Consider the following 20359-nt stretch of genomic DNA (forward strand, 5'->3'; position numbering starts at 1 on the left):
ATAGTATGAAAATACTATAAAAGGATGAGTTTTTTGTTTTTAAATGGGAAAGTAAATTAATGAATCGAACAATAATTGCTTTGATGTCAGTTTCCACAAACAATTTTGTAACGTCGAGGCGGACATCTCGGAGAGTGTCCGACGGAGAGTGTAAAAATTGTTTAGTATAAACCCACTGCGGGGAAACAAAAAGTATTTTCTAAATCATGGTATAGCCGCCGTCAACGGCGATGGTCTGTCCGATGATGTAGTCACTGCCGGAGGAACAGAGGAAAGAGACGATCCCAAAGAGATCTTCCTCGGTGCCCAGGCGTCCGGCCGGGGTGTTTTTAGTATGTTCGGTCAGAGCGTATTTAGGGAAGTTGGACTTGGCCATATCGGTTTCAATTACTCCCGGTGCAATGGCATTTACCTGAATATTAAGCCGGGCCGCCTCCCGTGCCAGTGCTTTTGTAAAGGCGATCACACCGCCTTTGGCAGCGGAATAGTGGGTGAAGCCGTAACCGCCGACCCGGCCGGCAATGGAAGCGACGTTGATAATCTTGCCGCTTTTCTGTTTTTCCATAACCTTGTAAACCGCATGGGTGGCGATGAAGGTACCGTTGAGGTCAATATCAATGACCTCCTTCCAGTCGGCGAAGGTCATGGCAGAGAAGGTTTTAACCGGAAAAATCCCGGCGTTGTTGATCAGCACATCAATTTTTCCGAAGGTATTCATAACCGTTTCCACCATGGCAATGGCATCTTCTTCTGAGGAAATGTCACAGCGCACCGCTATGGCTTTGGTGGGCAGCTTTGCGGCGGCGGCATCGGCAGTTTCCTGGTTTCGGCCAATAATAACGATGGTGGCTCCTTCATTGCTCAGGTATTCGGCAAAGGAATAGCCGATCCCTCGTGAGGAGCCCGTGATGATGATAACTTTATCCTGATGTAAGCCTGCCATGGAACTAGCCCTCTAATTCGCCGACGATTTGACCAACCAGAGTACGGTCGCCTTCTTCGGCTAGAATTGCGGTGATCTTTCCGTCGGCCGGGGCTTCAATGTAAATGGCAATCTTATCCGTGGCTGCTTCGGCAATGTTGTCGCCTTTTTTTACGGTATCGCCCACGGCAACCATCCATTGACGAATATTTATTTCTTCAGCACCTTCAGCAAATTCAGGTACGATAATTTCATATTTCATGGTAATTCTCCTTAAATTTTATTGATTTCTGCGATTTTTCGTTCGGCGGTTTGGGTTCCGAACATGTCATTAAATGCCAGTATAAAAGCATTTCTTATTTCGATAAGGGGGGGGGGGACGACACCGAATTCTGCCATGGAGGTTACCCCCAGGTCTTCAATGCCGCAGGGAATAATCAGGGAAAAATGGCTGAGGTCAGGATTGACATTAATCGACATCCCGTGGAGGGTTACCCCGTGGGATACTGCAATTCCCAAGGCGGCGATTTTTTTATCCAAGCCTGTTTGGGGATCCAGTACCCAGACACCGCTGCGACCTTTAATGCGTTTTCCAGGGATGCAATAAGTATTCAACAGATTGATCACGATCTGTTCCAGGCAGCGCACATATTGGTGAGCGCCTTTGACATAGCCATCAAAATGAAGAATCGGGGAGATAATCAGCTGGCCATTGCCGTGATAGGAAATATCCCCGCCCCGGCTGACTGATGTGATGTCGATTCCCCTGGCATTTAGTTCTTCCGGTGTGTGCAATAGGTTCTTTTCATGACTGCCGCGGCCCAGGGTGATAATGGGGTGATTCTCCTGGAAGAGCAGGGTATCCTCCCAGACACCGGCCACACAGCCTTGGTGAAGCTTTTCCTGGATTTCAAAGGCCATCTCATATGAAGTTAAGCCAAGATCAATCCAGTTCAGTTTTTTTTTCAAGGCTAATCCTCCAGATGATAGAGTTTCATTTTTCGATAAAGGGTGCTTCGGGATATGCCTAAAAATTCAGCGGCTTTTTTCCGTTCAGAAAAAAGTGCCAATGCTTTTTTAATGGTAATAAGTTCGAGACCCTTTAAGTCGACACTGGATTCCTTCAGGATTGGATCGGTTTGTTTTATTGGCGTTAATTCTTCGTCTAAATTCGGCAAATAGCTGGTGATAAAATACTCGTCAATCCGATTGGTTTCGGTGAAATTCACGGCTTGTTCAATGGCATTTTTAAATTGGCGGACATTTCCCGGCCAATCGTATTCTTGCATGGTAGCAATAGTTGAGGGGTGAAGCGGTTCAATGAATTTTTTGCAATCCGCCGTAATTTCATTGAGAAAAAAGCTTGCCAGCACCGGAATATCTTTCTTTCGATTCCGCAGCGGCGGGATATTTATCTGGAGAACATTGAGTCGATAGTAAAGATCTTCTCGAAATTTCCCTTTTTTCACTTCATCGGCCAGGTTTTTATTGGTTGCCGCAATAATGCGAACGTCAATGGGAATATCGACAGCGCCGCCAATTCTCTGGATGTACCGCTCCTGCAATACTCGCAGCAGAATGGTCTGGGTATTAATGGGCATTTCCCCAATTTCATCGAGAAAGATGGTGCCATGCCGGGCCAATTCAAACTTCCCCATTTTTCCATGCTTGCTTGCCCCGGTAAAGGAGCCTTCTTCATAACCGAACAACACACTTTCGATGAGTGTTTCGGGAATTCCGGCACAGTTGATGGCCACAAAGGGTTTGTCCGACTGATAGGCATTGTGAATCGCTTGGGCAAACATCTCTTTGCCGGTGCCGCTTTCACCCTGTAATAAAACAGTGGCGGTACCTTTGGCGGCGATCTGTGACAGATGCACCGAGCGGAGCAGGTCTGAACTGTCACCAATAATATCATCAAAGGTAAAACGTGTTCCTCTACGACAATTCTTTTCCTGATTAAAATCAGCTTTATTAATATCGGTGAGTTTTGCAACGGCGCCGGCAACCTTACCATCGTCATGGAGAATGAGTTTACTGTTAACAAGACAGTTGATTTTTTTACTTTTGGTTACAACATGTTTTTGTTTTTCCTCAGGCGATGTTGGCGTATTGCCATTGTGATCGAGAATGGTTTCACCGTCCATAATTTCCAGGATGTTTTTTCCATAGGAATCAAAGGTGGTGGTTTTGAGGATTTTGGCGCCCTGGGAATTGATGCCAATAATTTTCCCTTTGACGTCAACGGCTACCACACCATCAGACATGGAATCAATGAGGGTGCTGAGATAATGATTGGTCAAATCAATTTGGCGGTTGGACTCGGCAATACAAAGCTGTCGGGTAATGGCTTTGGCGGCGGCCACAACCATACCCAAGGTATGTGGATAGGCCAGTTCTTTTGGCCCCGTCATATCAAGTGTCCCTAAAAGTTTTCCATTTTCATCGAAAATCGGTGCTGCGGAACAGGTCAGATCATGATAACATTCATAATAATGCTCAGCACCGATGACCTGTATGGGTTGGCGCAGATCAAGGGATAAACCGGTGGCATTGGTTCCAGCCATAGATTCATTCCAGATGCTGCCGCATACCAGATTTTTTGTAAAGGCCTCCTCTAAAATTGACGGATCACAGATGAGTTCAAGAATAACCCCGTTGGGGTCGGCAAGGGTTGTTGAAAAGCCTGATTTATTTACAAATTCCTGTAATTCGACCATAAAGGGAATGCTGACATCCAAAAGAATTTTGTTGCGCTTGAGTCGTTTTTGAAAGTTTTCCTCACTGACAGTGGGGGTTCGGTTTGAATCTCTGGGATCAAGACCGGCTGACTGACAGCGGATCCATGAATCGATAATCGGTTTGCGAATATGAGTGCCAACTGTGCCGGAATTCACGAAATCAGTCCAGGTACTCTTCATTAATTCAAAGTCTGTATGAATTTTCAAAGCCTTCACGCTCCTTTTTTATTTAATTAAAATAGAGAATACCGGTCATAAAAAAAGGTGGTGTCGTCAGTGCATACAGACAATAGGCCAGGGGAATTTCACCCCTGGCATCAATTTGATAAATATTATTTATTTGGGGCAGGGGAAGGTGTAGCAGGCAGCTGCTAATTTTTGCAGGTCGGCATTGAGTTGAGCAAAGATGTAAACAGGCGCACACCCTGGGTAATAGGTAACTGATCGTGCAAGAGCCGCACCTTCTTTAACCTTATCGACAGATGGGAAAAGTTCCCAGCAATCGCCGCAAATAAATATGTCTTTGTCTTTACACAGCTCCGGTTCGAAGTCAGGAACACCACCGGAAATAACAATAACTTCACCATTTTTTTCTAGGAATGTTTTCATATCAATGCCGCTGAGAGCAAAGGAATCAAGAGCCCCACGAACATTTACAAAACATCCGGGACAGGTTTGCTGCATTGCACAGGTTAGTCCATTATACATACCAATAGGGTCGCCGTTGGGACGTTTGAAATGTTTCATGACGGATTCAATGGAATTGCCGACCACATCAATTTTTTCAAGGTCGATTTCACCCAATCCTTCAACTCCGGCACAGCGAATGGCAGGAATTTCCATGGGTTGGAAGCCCATAATGGAGGCGGCAACGGAATCCACAGCAACCGTATCGGTTCCTGCTACAATCAGGTTCATTTCGATGGGGCTGCCAGCGTGAGGTCCCTGACCTTCCATTCCAATTACCGAGTCAACGATGACAAGATCCGCTTTTCGAATTTTGTAGAGATCTGCCATTTTCTGGCCTAAATCAATACGGTGGGCGCCCTGTTGCTGATCATTGGGATGACAGTTGGGAATAATACCATTCCAGTTTTTAAGTCCCAGAGTAACGGTTCCAGCTAAATGAACTTTCATTTTAGGAAGGTTGATAACAACGTCGGCGTCAAGGAACGGTTTGAATACAGTTGCGTGTTTGAATACTACTGCGCCTTCAACTTCCACAGGAACGACTTCAGTTTCATCAAAGTAGATGACTTCATCGGCGCCTCCAAGTTTTGCCGCTTCTTCCATTTTGGAATCCTTAAAGGCCGGTTTTGCACGGCCAACATGCATGCCCAAAGAGGGATTATCGCCAACAACAACCTTGGCTGCTTTGGAGTTTTCTTTAATGTAAGAGACAACAGCTTCAATGGTTCGGGGATCAACAACCGCAAAGCTTTCTGGTGGAGCCTGGAAAGCAAGATTAGGTTTGATTAAGACAATATCACCTTTTTTAATAATAGTATCAAGGGAACCAATAGCCAATTCAACTGCTTCTGCAACAGCAGCTTTAATTTTTTTTACATCTTCTTCATTGCGAACATATTTTCCAGCCATGAATTGAGCGTTACCTTCAGGTTTTTCAACCTTTACAACGGATACTTTTGTTTTACTCATGATAATCTCCTTTTGGTACATTTAAACCACTTATTTATCCAAACACATGGATACTATTATAAATAAGCAATTTTTATGCCAAAAAGAAAATTCCAGAAAAACCTCAAAAAACAGACGTTTATGATCACGAAAAAATAGAAAAATCTGCGTCATGTCTCATATTGGGACAGATTAATGTGTCAATATGAGACATGACACATTAATGTTTGATTACGAACCATCGTATCATGTTGATTCCATTATAATCCAATTAGGGGGTATTCTACCAGAGTATTCTTTGTTATAATTAAAATGCAATAAAATTCGAAAGCAAAGCGAAAACAAAGGAGGAAAAATGCATAATATATTAGTATTAAATGGCAGTCCTAAAAACAATCAAAGCTTTACCATGAAGCTAGTGGAACGTTTTCTGAGTGGGGTTTCGGATATTGCTCAGGATGTGAAAATAGAAACTATCAACCTCAATGAGAAAAATATTAACCCATGTACCGGTTGTTTTGGCTGTTGGACCATAACTCCAGGGCAATGCGTACAGGAGGATGACATGGATGAGCTTCTGCCCATGTATGAAGAAGCCGACATCGTCATTTGGGCCACACCACTTTACCATTATGGGATAACAAGCAGTATGAAAAAATTTATGGAACGTACACTCCCGGTATTTTTACCATTCATTGATCCAGAGGGTGGTGGTATGTACGGACATCCTTATCGAAATCCTGAAAAAATGACCGATAAAAAGCATATACTCATCAGCACCTGTGGATTTCCTTCAGTGGAAAACAATTATGAGGGTGTCGAAAAACAATTTGATAATTTGTTTGGCCTTGGCAAATGGGAAAAAATTCTTTGTGTTGAAGGTGAACTGCTGGGAATATCCCAGTTAGACAATTTTACCGGACCATATCTTGAATTGGTTAAGGTTGCTGGCAGAGAATATATTGATCGGTTAAGTATCTCAGATAGTATAAAAGAAGGCTTGACAAAGCCTTTTGTTGATATTCCCGCATTTTTAGAAGTATCTAATCTAAGTTGGGGTGTTGAGGATATCCGCGAAGCGGAATCAGATGGTGGTCTCATTGCCTGGAGTTTTATGAAACAAATGCGTGCTGCATTTAACCCAAAGATTCGTCCCGGTCTTGATGCGGTTTTACAAATGGATTTTACAGATCTTAAAGAAAGCTATCAACTTGTGATTAATGATGATCAGTGCACACTTTTAAAAAATGACTTTACTCAGGAAACCACCCGGATTACTACCCATTTTACAAATTGGGAAAGGCTTTTAGAAGGTAAAATTGATGCGGCTGAAGCATTAATTGAGAAAAAATATATGGTTGCCGGAGACTTTGATCTGATGAATGCTTTGATGGACGGGTTATTTGGAAATTTAGCCCTGTTCCCGGAAAAACAGAAAAAACTCATCCCCGTTGTCTTTAAAAATACCCCTTATTGGTTTATTTTAACCATGATTCCATGGCTGGCCTGCTTTTTTATCACCGAAAACAATCCTTTTCTCGGGGTCATCGTTCCCTTACTCGTTAGTGGAATCCTATGTTCCATAAAAAAGGGCTCAGAACTCGTTTATTTTGATAAAGCGACACTGTTGTTTTTTTCAGTATTCACCCTGATAACAGTACCCTGGAGCATTGGCTATAACAGTGTTACCATTGCTTTTTCAGCCTTTATGGCATTATTTGTAATTTGGATGGTCTCGGCCTTTAAAACGGTGCCTTTAACCGCGGATTATACTCATTTTTTCAGTGGCAGAAATGCCTTGAAAAATATTTTGTTTCTTAAAACAAATCGCATACTCACCGTCATCTGGGCACTGCTTTTCCTGATTCAAGGAGGCATTGCCCTATGGTTAACGAGTACGGCAATGGAAAGTTATGCAGCAATTCTGCCACAGCTGCTGCTAATCCCCGGAGTTTTCTTTTCAGTGTGGTTTATTAATTGGTACCCTGCTTATTCAGCGAAAACAGAGTAAAAAAGGCCTTGGCCGCTGACAAAACCGTCCTGGGGACAATGGTAAATCGTTGTCGGCTGCATGATCGGACAGGCTTAGGCCTGTTCGCCATGATGCCGACAACTGATGTTACGATTGTCCCCAGGACTTACTTTTGTGTTATTTCTATAGTCTGGAGTATGTTTTACTGGCAAACTCGTCCAGAGGACAACGATAAATAAATATCCGCGACGAGGTTTGTCGACACACGTAAGAAGGCCACGGCCTTTTTTTTATTTTGCCAGAGTACCAAATAGGGGTATAATAGAGGTTCATATAGGAGGAAGAGAAATGTTAACACTTGATAAAATTTACCACGCATCATTCACACTTAAAAAATACATCCGTCCCACGGATTTGATTCATGCCCCGAAAATTCATCCGGGCAGCGACATTTACTTAAAAACTGAAAATTTGCAGATTACTGGGTCCTTCAAGGTTCGGGGTGCCTGTTATAAAATTTCCCAGCTCAGCGAAGCGGAAAAGGCCAAAGGGGTTATTGCCTGTTCTGCCGGAAATCATGCCCAAGGGGTTGCTATGGCCGCTGCTATCAACAATATCAAAGCTCTGATCTGTCTCCCGGATGGGGCGCCCATTTCCAAGGTTGAAGCAACCAAGGCTTATGGTGCCGAGGTCTGTTTGGTTGAAGGAGGATATGACGAGGCTTATGCCAAGGCCCTGGAGCTTCAAAAAGAAAAAGGGTATATATTTATTCATCCTTTTGACGATGAAGATGTTATTGCAGGTCAGGGAACCATTGGCCTGGAACTGCTTGAAAGCCTGCCGGAAATGGACGCTGTCATCGTTCCGGTGGGCGGCGGCGGATTAATTTCGGGGATCGCTTATGTTATAAAATCACTGAAGCCGGAAGTGAAAATTTACGGGGTTCAAGCCTGTGGGGCGCCAAGCATGTATAACTCATTGGCGAGCAATGAAATACAGCGCTTGTCTGAGGTTTCTACTATTGCAGATGGCATTGCGGTAAAGGAACCTGGGAAAAACACCTTTGAACTTTGCTGCAAATATGTTGATGAGATTGTGACTGTCACTGAGGATGAGATTTCAACGGCAATTCTTACTCTTATTGAACAGCAAAAACTTATTGCCGAAGGTGCCGGGGCAGTGGCGGTTGCCGCCGCCATGTTTGGAAAAGTTCCGGTTGCCGGGAAAAAGGTGGTTTGTGTGGTTTCCGGAGGAAACATTGATGTTACTATTTTATCCAGGATTATTAAACGGGGTCTGCTTACCTCGGGGCGAACCTGTTCTCTGAACATTGAACTGCTTGACAAGCCCGGACAACTTAAGAGTGTATCTCAGATTATTGCGGACTTGGGTGGCAACGTCATTTCAATTCATCATGAACGGAGCAATGAAGCATCGAATATCAATGGCTGCTTTTTACGGGTTGAACTTGAAACACGAAACTATGACCATATTGAAGAAATTCGAAATGCTTTGATAAATAAAGGATTTCGCCTGGAATCTTAGTTCATAAAGATCTTATTTTACTGTTTGTTCTCAAGTTGAAAGGGTATAATAAAATTAGAGTTGTATTAAAATATCATTGAGGGGTGAAGAAATGTTAACGGATATTAGCGAAGATTTAAAAAAAATATTTTTGTTCGGTGTTGGAGCGATGGCAATGACCGCTGAGAAATCGAAGGTTCTTATTGAGGAATTAGTGGAAAAGGGCGAGCTGACCGTGGAACAGGGCAAAATTCTGAATGAAGAATTAAAACACAATATTAAAGAAACCATCAAAGAAAATACTGCTGCAAAAAAAGCGGAAGCCAAACCGTTAGTGGACGAAGTTGCGGCGAAATTAGATGATATGAACATCGATGATCTTCAAATTCTTAAAGAAAAAATAGCAATGCTGGAAAAAAACGCAATGTATGAAAAAGAAAGTGCTTCCACCGAAGAGGATCAATAACAGCAATGGTTTTTAGCATGGTTAGAAAGCGCAAAAAAGAAAAGCCAAAAAAAACCAATGGCAAAAGGATGAAAAAAATCCTTTCGATTTTGGTTAAGCAGGACATTACCAAAGGGTTGACCCCAGAGAAATTGCGACTAATCCTCGAAGATCTGGGGCCGACCTTTGTTAAAGTCGGTCAGATTCTTTCCATGCGACAGGATGTTTTGCCCAGAGAATATTGCAAGGAACTGGAAAAGCTCAGGACTCAGGTGAAACCCATGGCCTACGAAACCGTCATCGGTGTGATGGAAAACGAATACTCCAGGTCAATGGCAGATATCTTTCTGGAATTTAATAAAGAGTCCCTGGGATCGGCATCCATTGCCCAGGTTCACGCCGCTGTTTTAAAAGACGGATCCAAGGTCGTGGTTAAGATTCAAAGACCTGGCATTTACGATGTGATGGCCCAGGATATTGTTTTGCTCCAAAGGGCCGTGGGGGTGCTGAATATTGCCAGCGGTATGGGCAATGTAGTGGACTTTCGGATGATTTTGGATGAAATTTGGAATACTGCTAAACTGGAAATGGACTTTCTTAATGAAGCTCAAAATGCCCATCGCTTTTTTAAGCTGAATCAGGATATTAATTATGTGAGCTGCCCGCTGATTTATGATGAATATACCACATCAAAGGTATTAATCATGGAGTACATTGAGGGCATTGAAATTGATCAGACAGAGGCCTTAATTGCAGCCGGCTATGATTTAAAGGAAATTGGTATAAAATTTGCGGAAAACTTCGTCAAACAGGTCATTGATGATGGATTTTTTCAGGCGGATCCTCATCCCGGCAATATTATCATTCGCGATGGACAAATCATCTGGATTGATTTGGGAATGATGGGGACCCTATCTAAACGGGATATGGGCCTTTTCCGACGGAGTGTCAAGGCCATTGCCATTAGTGACATTGAATCCCTGGAAGGGGTTATCTTAGCCATGGGGGTCCATAAAGGACCGCGTATCAATCACGCTAAACTCTATGAAGATATTGATATGATGCTTCAGGAGTATGGCACAGAAGATTTGAGCAATGTAAATATCGGCAGGGTAATGGAAGAAATGATGCGCATTGCCGGGGATAATCATATCGCCATGCCCAGCGGCATCAGTATGTTAAGCCGTGGTGTGATTACCATTGAAGGTGTGATCTCCGTAGTTACTCCGGAAATTAATATTGTCAGTATTATGACAAATCATATGACCGGCCAAGAATTAAAGGATTTTGATTTACAAAAGTTCATTGAAACCAATGGCCGTAGGTTTTTAATCTCAGAAGATAAGTCAATTGACATTCCCGGCCAGATTTCCGATCTGCTCAGGCAGACAAATAAGGGTCAGCTCAAGGTTAATTTAGAGCTGTTGGGATCTGAAGAACCCTTGGGAGAAATTGATAAAATGGTAAATAAAATTGTTACATGTGTGATTACAGCCGCCTTGCTCATCAGCTCTAGTTTTATTGCCACTACAGATATGACCCCGAAAATCCTGGGAATCCCAGCTTTGGGAGTTATCGGTTATTTTGTGGCCATGATTTTAGGTGGCAATCTGATCTATTCGATTTCTAAAAAAAAGAAACAGCGCTGAAAAGTGGTACGGCATGAAGATTTTAAGCAAGTTCTGAAGAAACCTTCTATTTCCCCTATCAACTAATGTATAATAAAGAAAAAACAACATCGGATCGGGGGCATTATGGGCATTGGCATAGATTTAGGCGGGACCACCATTAAAGGTGGGATTGTCAGTTCACAGGGTGATATTTTAGAAGAGTGTTTTAAAATGACTGAAAGTCACCGGGGATACGCGAGCGTACTGGATGATTTAACAGATTTAATTAACTGCCTTCTGGAATTAGCACCAGAGGAAATGGTTGTTGGCATAGGGATTCCCGGAATTTTATCCCAGGATGGCAGCACCGTTTTGTCCTGTCCGAACCTTGAATGGAAAAATGTGGCATTGAAAAAAGACTTGGAAGCCAGGTTAACAGTTAAGGTTCTACTCGTCAATGATGCCACTGCTGCCTGTATTGCCGAGTCCGCTTTTGGGAGTCTTGGCGGTAAGGCCAATGCCATGATGATTACTCTGGGTACCGGGGTTGGCGGCGGTCTTATTCTTAACCATAAGATCATTACCGGAGCCCACGGTGTTGCCAGTGAGGTCGGGCATATGGTTATGGGTAAGAATTTTTATTCCTGTGAATGTGGGAAAAATGGTTGTTTGGAAACTTTTGCATCAGCAACCGCTTTGGTGCGATATTGTGATATGAGACTAAAGCAGGGAGTGCGTTCTTCTCTAGAAAAAGCGAAAATGATGGATGCGAAATTCATTGTAAATGAGGCGAAGTCCGGGGATGCGTTGGCACTGGAGGCCATTGATCGGTTGGCTGAATACCTGGGTATGGCAATTTCCAATATCAGTGATCTGGTGGATCCGGAAATTTACGCAATCGGCGGCGGATTGTCGTATTCGGGAGAATTTCTGCTTGAAAAAATTAGTCTGGCCACAAAAAAATATTTAACCTATCCGGATTTTGCCACACCGGAAATTGTTCTGGCCAGGTTTAGAAATGAAGCCGGAATTATCGGTGCGGCAAATTTAGTTAACTATATTTAGAAAATTAGATTTAAGGAAAATAAAAGTTTTCAATAAAAAGATTGAAATTTATTTGAGAATGAATATAATGAATTTATAAATCAAATTTATTAATAAAGGAGAATTAAAATGCAAAAATACGAATGCGACGTATGTGGCTATGTTTATGATCCTGAGGTAGGTGATCCAGACAATGGTGTGACCCCGGGAACAGCTTTTTCTGATCTTCCCGATGATTGGGTATGCCCAGAATGCGGTGTTGATAAAAGTGCCTTTTCACCACTAGCCTAGTATCAAAAAAAGAGCTTCGGCTCTTTTTTTTTGATTTAACCAGAAAGCTGAAAGAATCGACTAACACGATCATACAAATAATAGCAAGATTATACCTTTTAATAGTGGTTGAAGTGTTATACTCTTAATATAAGAGTTTTATACGTTTACAATATGTCGATTAAAGGAGTAAAAGAAGTGAAAAATGAATTGCATAAGAGAAACTATGGAGCTTTATCAAGCAGGGATCATTTATTACAACTTGTCGACAAGGAAGTGATTATAAAAATACTGGATGCTTTCACAACCGTAACCGGGATGACAGCTAATATTGTTGATGTTGAAGGCCATTCGATTTTTTCAAGAAGAGATGCCCAAAAAAATTGCAAATTTTGTCATATGATCTGGAAAATGGAAAAAGAAAAAGGTATCCATCGTTGTGTGGGATCCTATGCCAGAGCAGGCAAGCAAGCGGCGATTTTTGATGAACCCTATATTTTTAGATGTCCGGCCGGTTTGATCGAATGGGCAGCACCGATTATTATCGATGGAAAGAATTTAGGAACCATCATCTGCGGACAGGTTTTAATGTGGGAACCCGAAGAATTTTTTTGGATAGAACTTGAAGAGATGAACAGCTGTCTCACCGATGATTTCAAGGAATTATTTAAAGCCGCCAAAGAGCTCCAGGTTGTTTCCGGTGATAAAGTCCAAAGTGCCGCTTCATTGCTTTATCTCATTGCAAACTACATTGTAAGAGCCGGATGGGAAAGCATTCATCATAAGAAAGAACTGGAATTACAGCAATTTTTACTCAATGAAGAAATACAGACCCGTAAAAACCTTGAAGAAAAATTAAACAGTCAGAGTTTAAATTTCTTTTTAGAAAAAGAAAAGGCCTTAATCGGTAAAATCAAATTAAATGATTTAAAACAGTGCCGGCAAATATTCAAGGTGATGGTATCGGATATTTTTTCCGAAAGTCATGGAAAAATTCAAATTATTAAAGGACGTATTTTTGAGTTGGTAGTGGTTATGTCCCGGGCTTCCGTGGAAACTGGGGTTGATCCGGAAAAATCCATTAGGCTCAATGCCAATTTCATGCAGGAACTGAATAACGCCTATAGCATCATAGAAATTAATATGGCGGCATCATCGATATTAGAACTGTATTTAGAAGAGATCCGAAACCAGAGTAAATTGAAAAATCGGATCACTATTGAAGGTCTTAAAGGCTTTATCAGGAATAATTATCAAAAAAATATGACCCTTGAGGAGATTGCAGACTCTGTATATTTAAGTCCTTTTTATGTGAGTCATATTTTTAAAGAAAGTCAAAACATGACAGTGATGGAATATATGACAAAAGTAAAGCTTGACGAAGCAAAAAAAATGCTGCATAATCCTCGCTTTAAAATCGAAGAAATTGCATCAAATCTTGGTTACACCGATGGCAGCTATTTTTCAAAAGTTTTTCGTCGAAATGAAGGAATGACGCCAACACAATTCAGACATAGCCTTTAAAAGTATCAGGTGATTAATAAGAGGAGAAATTGATGGATGTTTTAATCAAAGAAATACAAGAAGGCCTAATTGATGGTAATGCAGAGCTTGTCAAAAACAAAACCGAAAAGGCGCTTCTAGAGGGTATAAATTCGGAAATCATCATAAAAAAAGCACTCATTCCAACCATGGATAAAATAGGAAAGGAATTCAGAGCCGGGAATATTTATATACCCGAGGTTTTGATGTCATCTCGGGCCATGCACGCGAGTCTTTATGTTTTGAAGCCTTTGTTAATTGAATCAGAATTATCGAAAAAAAAGGGCTTGGTCGTAATTGGAACGGTTGCCGGTGATTTGCACGATATCGGGAAAAACATGGTATCCATGAGCCTCCAGGGCGATGGTTATGAGGTTGTGGATTTGGGTATTGATGTTCCGGCAGATGATTTTATTTCGGCGATTCTAAGGTATAAACCGGATGTTCTGGCCATGTCGGCACTACTAACCACTACCATCGGCGAGTTTAAAAATGTTATTAAAGCATTGATCAATGAGGGATTACGGGAGAATCTCAACATTGTGGTTGGAGGAGGTCCGGTGACCCAGGATTATGTTGATGAAATTGGGGCAAATGGTTTTGGAAAAGATGTTTTTGGAGCCATCGATATAGTGAATGAACTTTTAGGGAAGAAAGAGGGCTATTTTAATGTTTAAGAACGAGGGAGAGATAAAAAAAGGACGACCGGAAATTATTCTGTTTACGGGATTTCTCGGTTCGGGAAAAACTACGATGCTGATCAAAACCATTGAAATGCTGGCTGAAAAGAAAAGGAAATGCGCTATTATTATCAATGAAATCGGAGATGTGGGTATTGATAATCGTCAGATGCGAAAACTTGGGTATGATGTATTGGATTTGTTCGGCGGTTGTGTCTGCTGTACATTGAAGGTAACCCTGGAAGCTACCATTAATCATCTATTGGAGGATTGTGAGGATCTGGATTATATTCTTTTTGAACCGTCTGGAATGGCAGATCCATCTGCTATGTATCCGGCAATTACAAATTGTGGTTATGATGTGAATGAAATACATAACATCTTTATTTTTGACCCGCTTAGGGTTGATCTCTATGTTAATAGCTTAAACAAGTTGTTTAATGACTCACTGAACCTGGCTGGAATGGTGGTCATTAATAAAATTGACCATGCAGCACCGGGAATGGTTAAGGATGCCATGAAAATGGTAAAGGATACCAGGCCTGGAATTAAATCGTTCCAGATGAATGTAAATGATGGCTTAACACCTGAATTTAATCAGGCGTTAATTAGAGAAAGGCGGCAATAGAATGTATCAGAAAGATTTTATTCCAATTGTTTTAAAAGTTAAATTTAAATCCGAAGAACCAATAGCTATTGAAAAGTGGAAACAACTCATTGGTGATTTATTTCTTGGATATGCACAGCGCATAACAGAAAAAGGCGATTGTTTTATTGGACATATTAAGGCTCTTGCTGATATTTCAGAATTTTCATATATTAAATTCAGCTGTATTAACGCTTTGGCCGGAGTTAATTCAGAATTTCATGGTGAGCTCCAAAGTAATTGTAAAATAAACATGGTAATTAACTCTCTGGTTACGAATATGAGTAATCATGAAAGTCGAAAACTTTTGAACCAGTCCTGGTTATTGACAATCAATCAAGAAGAAAACATCAAAATGCAGATAGAAGATGAAACACCTGATACCCTGGAAGAACACCATCACCATCATGAAAATGAGCCATGTCCAATATGTGAAAACAAACATCATATTCACTAAAACATAAAAACAGTGCTATTTACGAAAATAGCACTGTTTTTATGTCTTATAATATAATAAAAATGTAAAAAGCAATATAATACCTAAAAGTATAAGGATCGTCTAAAGACATAACGCCTCATGCAAGGTATTATAATAGCATAAATATATATTTACTAATCCTGTCAGGATAAAAGAATAAGCATTTTTTTAAAGAAGTGTTTTAATTGGTTTAGAAATAACATTTGAAGGTTATTTCAGATTAAGGGAGATTTTATGGATCTTTTAATATTAACTAGTCTTATGAGAAATCTTGAAGAAGAGGAGATTATGAAACATCTGGACAACTTTGTTGCTGATAATCCAACAAAGGATCAAGGCATTGAAGTCATAAAAGCGTGTCAGAAGGGGACAAAAGAAGTTGGAATGCTATTTGAAAAGGGTGAGTACTTTGCAGGGGATATATTATTTGCAGGGAAGCTCCTGAAAGAGGCAAAAGATAAACTGCATCCAATCATTGGCGATGATGTTGACCGCTTTAAATCCGGATGCATCACTCTTGGTTTTGTGTACGGAGATACACATGACAAAGGGGAAGAGATTTTTGAAAGATTAGTAAAAAGAGCCGGATTTGTGGTGATCAATCCACAATTCAGAGCTTCCTAAGTAAACGATTAGCAATTAATAAATAATTTGGAGGAAAAAAAAATGGTAAAAAAATTTAATCAATTGGCATACAGCAATTTAGATGATTTTGTATACGGTTCCTGTCCAAATCCAGTGACCACAAAAAGTGGCATGGTGATTGGTGGCGGGACAGTTTATCCGGAAATTAACTTTACCCTGCCAGGAATGGATATTAATGATACAACCATTAAAAAGGCCTGTACCATTTATTCCAATATTATTGATGGTGTCTTAAAGCGTGCAGCTGAATTATACGCTCCGGGGGTATTGGTAGAATTTGAAACAGTTCCTGACTTCACCGAAAATCCTAAATACGGGATTGAAGTTAATCGCATTCTTTTGAACAGTATGAAAGAAGCCAGTGAAAAATACGGTTTGAAATCCGCTATTCGAACAACACCAAATGATTTAAGAGAATTTAGCCGTCCACCAATCATGCGCCACGGAAAATATTGGGATACCATGCTTGAACTTTTCGAACAGTGTGCAAAAGATGGCTCCGATTTTATTTCAATTGAATCAACCGGAGGTAAGGAAATTCATGATGGGGCCTTAGTAAAAGCTGACATTCGCACAGCGATTTTTGCTTTGGGCGTGCTTGGAGTTACTGATATGGAATTCCTTTGGAAGCATTTAGTAGGTATTGCCAAAGCCAATAACTGTTATCCAGCTGGTGACTCTGCCTGTGGTTTTGCCAATACCGCCATGGTATTAGCGGAAAAAGGTTTTATTCCCCATGTGTTTGCAGCTGTTATTCGTGTCGCTGCTGTGCCAAGAGGTTTAGTTGCCTTTGAACAGGGCTGTGTTGGCCCAGGCAAAGATTGTGCTTATGAAGGACCATATATTAAAGCCATTACAGGATTACCAATTGGTATGGAAGGTAAATCAGCAGCCGGTGCCCATTTAAGTCCTATCGGTAATATTGCTGCGGCACTTGCCGACACCTGGAGTAACGAATCTATTCAACAGGTTAAACTCTTATCTGAAATGGCTCCTGTTGTAGCCATGGAACAATTGATTTACGATTGTCGTTTGATGAATGCTGCAACCAAAAAAGGCCAGCAGGTCATGTTTAGAGATTTACTGGTTGATTCGGATGCAGCCCTTGACGTTCAGGCTTATGTGTTAAGACCGGATGTTGTTATGAGAATCAGTGCTGAATTAGTAAAAACCCAGGATAATTTCCTGAGAACTAAAATAGCCGCTAAACTTACCGTACAGGAATTAAAGAAAGCTATCAATGAAGGCATTGTAAAAAGTGATCGACGTGATATGAAATGGCTGGATAAAATGGATAAAGCCATTGACAGCATTCCCGATGATGCCGGAGAATTTTACGAACAAATGAAATCAGAGCTGGATATGACTAAATTTATTCCAAGTGAATATGGTTTGAAATAAAATTGTTGGCAAAATTGATGATATAACATTTAAATAAAACCTTTAAATAAAGATATAAAAAAATAGAATTTCAGGAGGCTTATAATGGCAACTTTAAACGATGTTTCCCAATGTGTTTTAGACGGTGAATTAGACGAAGTAAAGGCTTTGGTTCAGCAATTAATTGATGCAGGAATCGATCCGATAACGATTATCAATGATGGTTTAATTGCGGGAATGAATATTGTCGCACCCTTATTTAAAAGCGGTGAAATGTTTGTACCCGAAGTCATGGAATCCGCAGATACCATGAACGAAGGCATGAAACTTTTAAAACCATTAATAACAGATGGAGATATTCCCAGCAAGGGTAAAATAATTATTGGAACCGTTAATGGCGATTTACATGATATCGGTAAAAACCTGTTGATTATGATGATGGAAAGCCGTGGTTATACGGTGGTGGATCTGGGCGTTGATATAAAAGAAGAAGCTTTTGTTGCAGCGGTTAAGGAACATAAACCTGATATTGTGGGGATGTCTTCATTGCTCACAACAACCATGATGAAGATGGATTCTACTATTAAACAACTAACGAAAGAAGGGCTTCGTGATCAGATTAAAATCATTATTGGCGGGGCTCCAATTACCCAGGAATTTGCAGAAGATATCGGCGCAGATGGTTATTCTGAAGATGCTTCCACAGCGGTTGAATTATGTGACCGCATGATGACTGCTTAAATAAATTAAATAGGTAATTGCGAGACTAACATGAGCTTCGCTGCCAGTTTACACGAAACAATTTTTACACTGCACGGCGTACAGTCTGTCGACTGTTCGCCTGCACGTTACAAAATCGTTTGTGAAAACTGACATCAAAGCAATCATTGTTCGATTCTTTTGAATTTGGCGATTACTTATAAATAAATTAAAAGATAGGAGACGCATAATATGCTGACAATTGTAGGTGAATTAATTAACACAAGCCGTGCTGCTGTAAAAGAAGCGGTTCTCAATAAAGATGAGGCTTATATCCGGGAATTAGCCAGTAAACAAGCGAAATCCGGGGCAACTTATATCGATGTTAATTGTGGGAATATGATTAATATTGAGGAAGAAACAATGAAATGGCTGGTGAATATCGTTCAGGATGAAGTCGATATACCCCTATGTATTGATAGCCCTGACGCAGAAGTTCTGGATGTTGGTTTGTCATTATGTAAAAACGGACGTCCGATGATCAATTCCATTTCTGATGAGGACGAAAGATACGCCGCAGTGCTGCCCCTCATTAAAAAATACAATGCCAAGGTTGTGGTTCTCTGTATGGACAGTACCGGCATGCCAAACACTTCCGAAGACCGAATGAAAGTGGTTCGAAATCTTCATGCAAAATTATCTAAAGAGGGTATTGCTGATGAAGATATGTATTTCGATCCCCTGGTTAAGCCAGTGAGCAGCGTGGCAACCGCCGGCGCTGAGGTGCTGAATACCGTTAAAAAAATTAAAGAAGATTTTCCGGATGTTCATTTTATGTGCGGGCTGAGTAATATTTCCTATGGTTTGCCTAACCGCAGCATTCTTAATCGTCTCTTTGTTGTTCAAACGATGACTGTGGGTATGGACGGGTATGTACTGGATCCCACCAATACAAAAATGATGGCTGGGATCATTGCCTCCACCGCCACACTTGGTATGGACAGCTATTGCGGTAAATACATTAAAGCCCATCGTAAGGGTTTGCTTAACTAGAAAAGATCCAGAAAATTTATTCTCCATTTAATATGATCATAAAAGCCGGCAGGTCTGACTGCCGGCTTTAGTTTATTCAGAAAATCGTCCTAGGGACAATAATAAATCGTTTTCGACTGCATGATTGTACAGGCTGGGTCTGTTCGCCATGATACCGACAACTGATGTTACGATTATCCTCAGGACTCACTTTTTGCTTTGCCTGTTCAAAATGAACAAAGCTCTCAATTTCAATTAGTTATCCCTGAATTAAAATCCGAATAATCCGATAGCCCAGAGAATAATTATTGGCATAATAACCGAAGGCAGTAAATTTCCCACCTTGATTTCTTTAATCTTTAATAGATTGATGCCAATGGCTAAAATAAGGATGCCGCCAACCGCGTTCATTTCAACGATCATTTCCGGGGAAAGAAAGGCTTTGATTGATCCCGCCAGAAGACTGATGCTTCCCTGGTACAGAAAAACCGGAATAGCAGAAAAAAGAATCCCAACACCCATGGTTGAGGCAAAAATCATGGAAAAAATACCATCCAAAAGGGATTTGCTGAGGAGAATCCCGTAGGTGCCGGTAAGTCCGTTTTCAATAGCACCCATAATGGCCATGGAGCCGGTACAAAATAAAAGCGAGGCACTGACAAAACCCAGTGACACATTGTTGTCGCTGGGTTTCATTTTTGATGCCAGTGTGTCCCCCAGGCGCTGGAGCTGTTTTTCAATATTAATAACCTCTCCTAAAATAGCCCCAAACAAAAGGCTAACCAGCATAATGAGAATATTCTGGGTTTCCAGAGCCATATTAATGCCGATAATAACGATACCCAGGCCCAAACCCTGGGTAATGGTATCACTGAGGCGTTTGGGAAGGCCTTTTTTAAAAAGAAGTCCGATGAATCCACAAATAATAATAGCGGCTGCATTGATGATTGTTCCTACCACAAGGGTGTCCTCCTAAAAATAATTATTAAGTCCAAGGATTATTGTAACATAGAATTTTCGTCTGAGGGATGTGAATCATTCGTTTAACGCAATTTTAGCGCAAAGATTTTCAGAAAAAAGCCATGACTTAT

20 protein-coding genes are annotated in these 20359 nt (G+C 41.0%); 14 read left to right on the top strand and 6 right to left on the bottom strand.

Annotation, left to right across the window (positions count from 1 at the left end; genetic code table 11):
• Positions 1-199: 199 nt before the first annotated feature.
• From AKG39_RS07875 to AKG39_RS07895, 5 genes are all read right to left on the bottom strand, one after another.
• On the bottom strand, positions 200-943 hold the full coding sequence (locus tag AKG39_RS07875) for an SDR family NAD(P)-dependent oxidoreductase (protein ID WP_050739841.1): 744 nt from the start codon (positions 941-943) through the stop codon (positions 200-202).
• Positions 944-947: 4 nt separating this feature from the next.
• Entirely contained in the window at positions 948-1184 is a 237-nt protein-coding gene (locus AKG39_RS07880; RefSeq protein ID WP_050739842.1) for a lipoyl domain-containing protein, read from the bottom strand.
• An 11-nt stretch (positions 1185-1195) separates the two neighbouring features.
• Positions 1196-1891 carry a lipoyl(octanoyl) transferase LipB gene (gene lipB, locus AKG39_RS07885; protein ID WP_050739843.1) on the bottom strand — a complete coding sequence of 232 codons (696 nt, stop codon included), beginning with the start codon at positions 1889-1891 and terminating at the stop codon, positions 1196-1198.
• 2 nt (positions 1892-1893) lie between these two features.
• Positions 1894-3870 carry a sigma-54-dependent Fis family transcriptional regulator gene (locus tag AKG39_RS07890; RefSeq protein WP_050739844.1) on the bottom strand — a complete coding sequence of 659 codons (1977 nt, stop codon included), beginning with the start codon at positions 3868-3870 and terminating at the stop codon, positions 1894-1896.
• Positions 3871-3999: 129 nt separating this feature from the next.
• The gene (locus AKG39_RS07895; protein ID WP_050739845.1) at positions 4000-5322 is read right to left on the bottom strand and encodes a DUF362 domain-containing protein; all 1323 of its coding nucleotides are present in this window, start codon (positions 5320-5322) and stop codon (positions 4000-4002) included.
• Positions 5323-5656: 334 nt separating this feature from the next.
• Here AKG39_RS07895 and AKG39_RS07900 point away from each other — a divergent pair, with 334 nt between their 5' ends.
• The 14 genes from AKG39_RS07900 to AKG39_RS07960 all read left to right on the top strand — a co-directional run bounded on the left by AKG39_RS07900 (position 5657) and on the right by AKG39_RS07960 (position 19289).
• Positions 5657-7312: an NAD(P)H-dependent oxidoreductase gene (locus AKG39_RS07900; protein WP_050739846.1), complete on the top strand. Its 1656-nt coding sequence runs from the start codon at positions 5657-5659 to the stop codon at positions 7310-7312.
• A gap of 309 nt (positions 7313-7621) precedes the next feature.
• Entirely contained in the window at positions 7622-8818 is a 1197-nt protein-coding gene (gene ilvA, locus AKG39_RS07905) for a threonine ammonia-lyase (protein ID WP_050739847.1), read from the top strand.
• 91 nt (positions 8819-8909) lie between these two features.
• Positions 8910-9263, top strand: a complete 354-nt coding sequence (locus AKG39_RS07910; RefSeq protein WP_050739848.1) for a phasin family protein — start codon at positions 8910-8912, stop codon at positions 9261-9263.
• 17 nt (positions 9264-9280) lie between these two features.
• A complete protein-coding gene (locus AKG39_RS07915; RefSeq protein ID WP_050739938.1) occupies positions 9281-10891 on the top strand; it encodes an ABC1 kinase family protein in 1611 nt (536 codons plus the stop codon).
• Positions 10892-10996: 105 nt separating this feature from the next.
• Positions 10997-11917 carry an ROK family protein gene (locus AKG39_RS07920; protein WP_050739849.1) on the top strand — a complete coding sequence of 307 codons (921 nt, stop codon included), beginning with the start codon at positions 10997-10999 and terminating at the stop codon, positions 11915-11917.
• Positions 11918-12025: 108 nt separating this feature from the next.
• A complete protein-coding gene (rd, locus tag AKG39_RS19330; protein WP_083439466.1) occupies positions 12026-12187 on the top strand; it encodes a rubredoxin in 162 nt (53 codons plus the stop codon).
• 177 nt (positions 12188-12364) lie between these two features.
• Positions 12365-13690, top strand: a complete 1326-nt coding sequence (locus AKG39_RS07925) for a PocR ligand-binding domain-containing protein (RefSeq protein WP_242852573.1) — start codon at positions 12365-12367, stop codon at positions 13688-13690.
• A 32-nt stretch (positions 13691-13722) separates the two neighbouring features.
• Positions 13723-14385 (top strand): cobalamin B12-binding domain-containing protein, encoded by a 663-nt coding sequence (locus tag AKG39_RS07930; RefSeq protein ID WP_050739851.1) that lies wholly within the window; start codon positions 13723-13725, stop codon positions 14383-14385.
• Complete coding sequence (locus AKG39_RS07935; RefSeq protein WP_050739852.1) at positions 14378-15016, top strand: GTP-binding protein; 639 nt, start codon at positions 14378-14380, stop codon at positions 15014-15016. Before AKG39_RS07930 ends, AKG39_RS07935 begins: the two co-directional genes overlap by 8 nt.
• Position 15017: 1 nt before the next feature.
• Positions 15018-15491 carry a hypothetical protein gene (locus AKG39_RS07940; protein ID WP_050739853.1) on the top strand — a complete coding sequence of 158 codons (474 nt, stop codon included), beginning with the start codon at positions 15018-15020 and terminating at the stop codon, positions 15489-15491.
• Between the two features lie 255 nt (positions 15492-15746).
• On the top strand, positions 15747-16136 hold the full coding sequence (locus tag AKG39_RS07945) for a B12-binding domain-containing protein (RefSeq protein ID WP_050739854.1): 390 nt from the start codon (positions 15747-15749) through the stop codon (positions 16134-16136).
• 42 nt (positions 16137-16178) lie between these two features.
• Positions 16179-17558, top strand: a complete 1380-nt coding sequence (locus AKG39_RS07950; RefSeq protein ID WP_050739855.1) for a methyltransferase MtaB domain-containing protein — start codon at positions 16179-16181, stop codon at positions 17556-17558.
• 84 nt (positions 17559-17642) lie between these two features.
• The gene (locus tag AKG39_RS07955; RefSeq protein ID WP_050739856.1) at positions 17643-18278 is read left to right on the top strand and encodes a cobalamin B12-binding domain-containing protein; all 636 of its coding nucleotides are present in this window, start codon (positions 17643-17645) and stop codon (positions 18276-18278) included.
• A 213-nt stretch (positions 18279-18491) separates the two neighbouring features.
• Complete coding sequence (locus tag AKG39_RS07960) at positions 18492-19289, top strand: methyltetrahydrofolate cobalamin methyltransferase (RefSeq protein WP_050739939.1); 798 nt, start codon at positions 18492-18494, stop codon at positions 19287-19289.
• Between the two features lie 249 nt (positions 19290-19538).
• Here the strand turns inward: AKG39_RS07960 and AKG39_RS07965 are convergent, their stop codons facing one another.
• Complete coding sequence (locus AKG39_RS07965; protein WP_050739857.1) at positions 19539-20228, bottom strand: DUF554 domain-containing protein; 690 nt, start codon at positions 20226-20228, stop codon at positions 19539-19541.
• Positions 20229-20359 lie beyond the last annotated feature (131 nt).

Origin of the sequence: Acetobacterium bakii (assembly GCF_001263355.1) — a bacterium.
Lineage (GTDB): Bacteria > Bacillota > Clostridia > Eubacteriales > Eubacteriaceae > Acetobacterium > Acetobacterium bakii.

Bases quoted from the DNA above. Each gene is read 5' to 3' on its own strand.
- AKG39_RS07875 (WP_050739841.1), bottom strand. From the start codon at position 943: ATGGCAGGCTTACATCAGGATAAAGTTATCATCATCACGGGCTCCTCA.
- AKG39_RS07880 (WP_050739842.1), bottom strand. From the start codon at position 1,184: ATGAAATATGAAATTATCGTACCTGAATTTGCTGAAGGTGCTGAAGAA.
- AKG39_RS07895 (WP_050739845.1), bottom strand. From the start codon at position 5,322: ATGAGTAAAACAAAAGTATCCGTTGTAAAGGTTGAAAAACCTGAAGGT.
- AKG39_RS07900 (WP_050739846.1), top strand. From the start codon at position 5,657: ATGCATAATATATTAGTATTAAATGGCAGTCCTAAAAACAATCAAAGC.
- ilvA (WP_050739847.1), top strand. From the start codon at position 7,622: ATGTTAACACTTGATAAAATTTACCACGCATCATTCACACTTAAAAAA.
- AKG39_RS07910 (WP_050739848.1), top strand. From the start codon at position 8,910: ATGTTAACGGATATTAGCGAAGATTTAAAAAAAATATTTTTGTTCGGT.
- AKG39_RS07915 (WP_050739938.1), top strand. From the start codon at position 9,281: ATGGTTAGAAAGCGCAAAAAAGAAAAGCCAAAAAAAACCAATGGCAAA.
- AKG39_RS07920 (WP_050739849.1), top strand. From the start codon at position 10,997: ATGGGCATTGGCATAGATTTAGGCGGGACCACCATTAAAGGTGGGATT.
- rd (WP_083439466.1), top strand. From the start codon at position 12,026: ATGCAAAAATACGAATGCGACGTATGTGGCTATGTTTATGATCCTGAG.
- AKG39_RS07930 (WP_050739851.1), top strand. From the start codon at position 13,723: ATGGATGTTTTAATCAAAGAAATACAAGAAGGCCTAATTGATGGTAAT.
- AKG39_RS07935 (WP_050739852.1), top strand. From the start codon at position 14,378: ATGTTTAAGAACGAGGGAGAGATAAAAAAAGGACGACCGGAAATTATT.
- AKG39_RS07940 (WP_050739853.1), top strand. From the start codon at position 15,018: ATGTATCAGAAAGATTTTATTCCAATTGTTTTAAAAGTTAAATTTAAA.
- AKG39_RS07945 (WP_050739854.1), top strand. From the start codon at position 15,747: ATGGATCTTTTAATATTAACTAGTCTTATGAGAAATCTTGAAGAAGAG.
- AKG39_RS07950 (WP_050739855.1), top strand. From the start codon at position 16,179: ATGGTAAAAAAATTTAATCAATTGGCATACAGCAATTTAGATGATTTT.
- AKG39_RS07955 (WP_050739856.1), top strand. From the start codon at position 17,643: ATGGCAACTTTAAACGATGTTTCCCAATGTGTTTTAGACGGTGAATTA.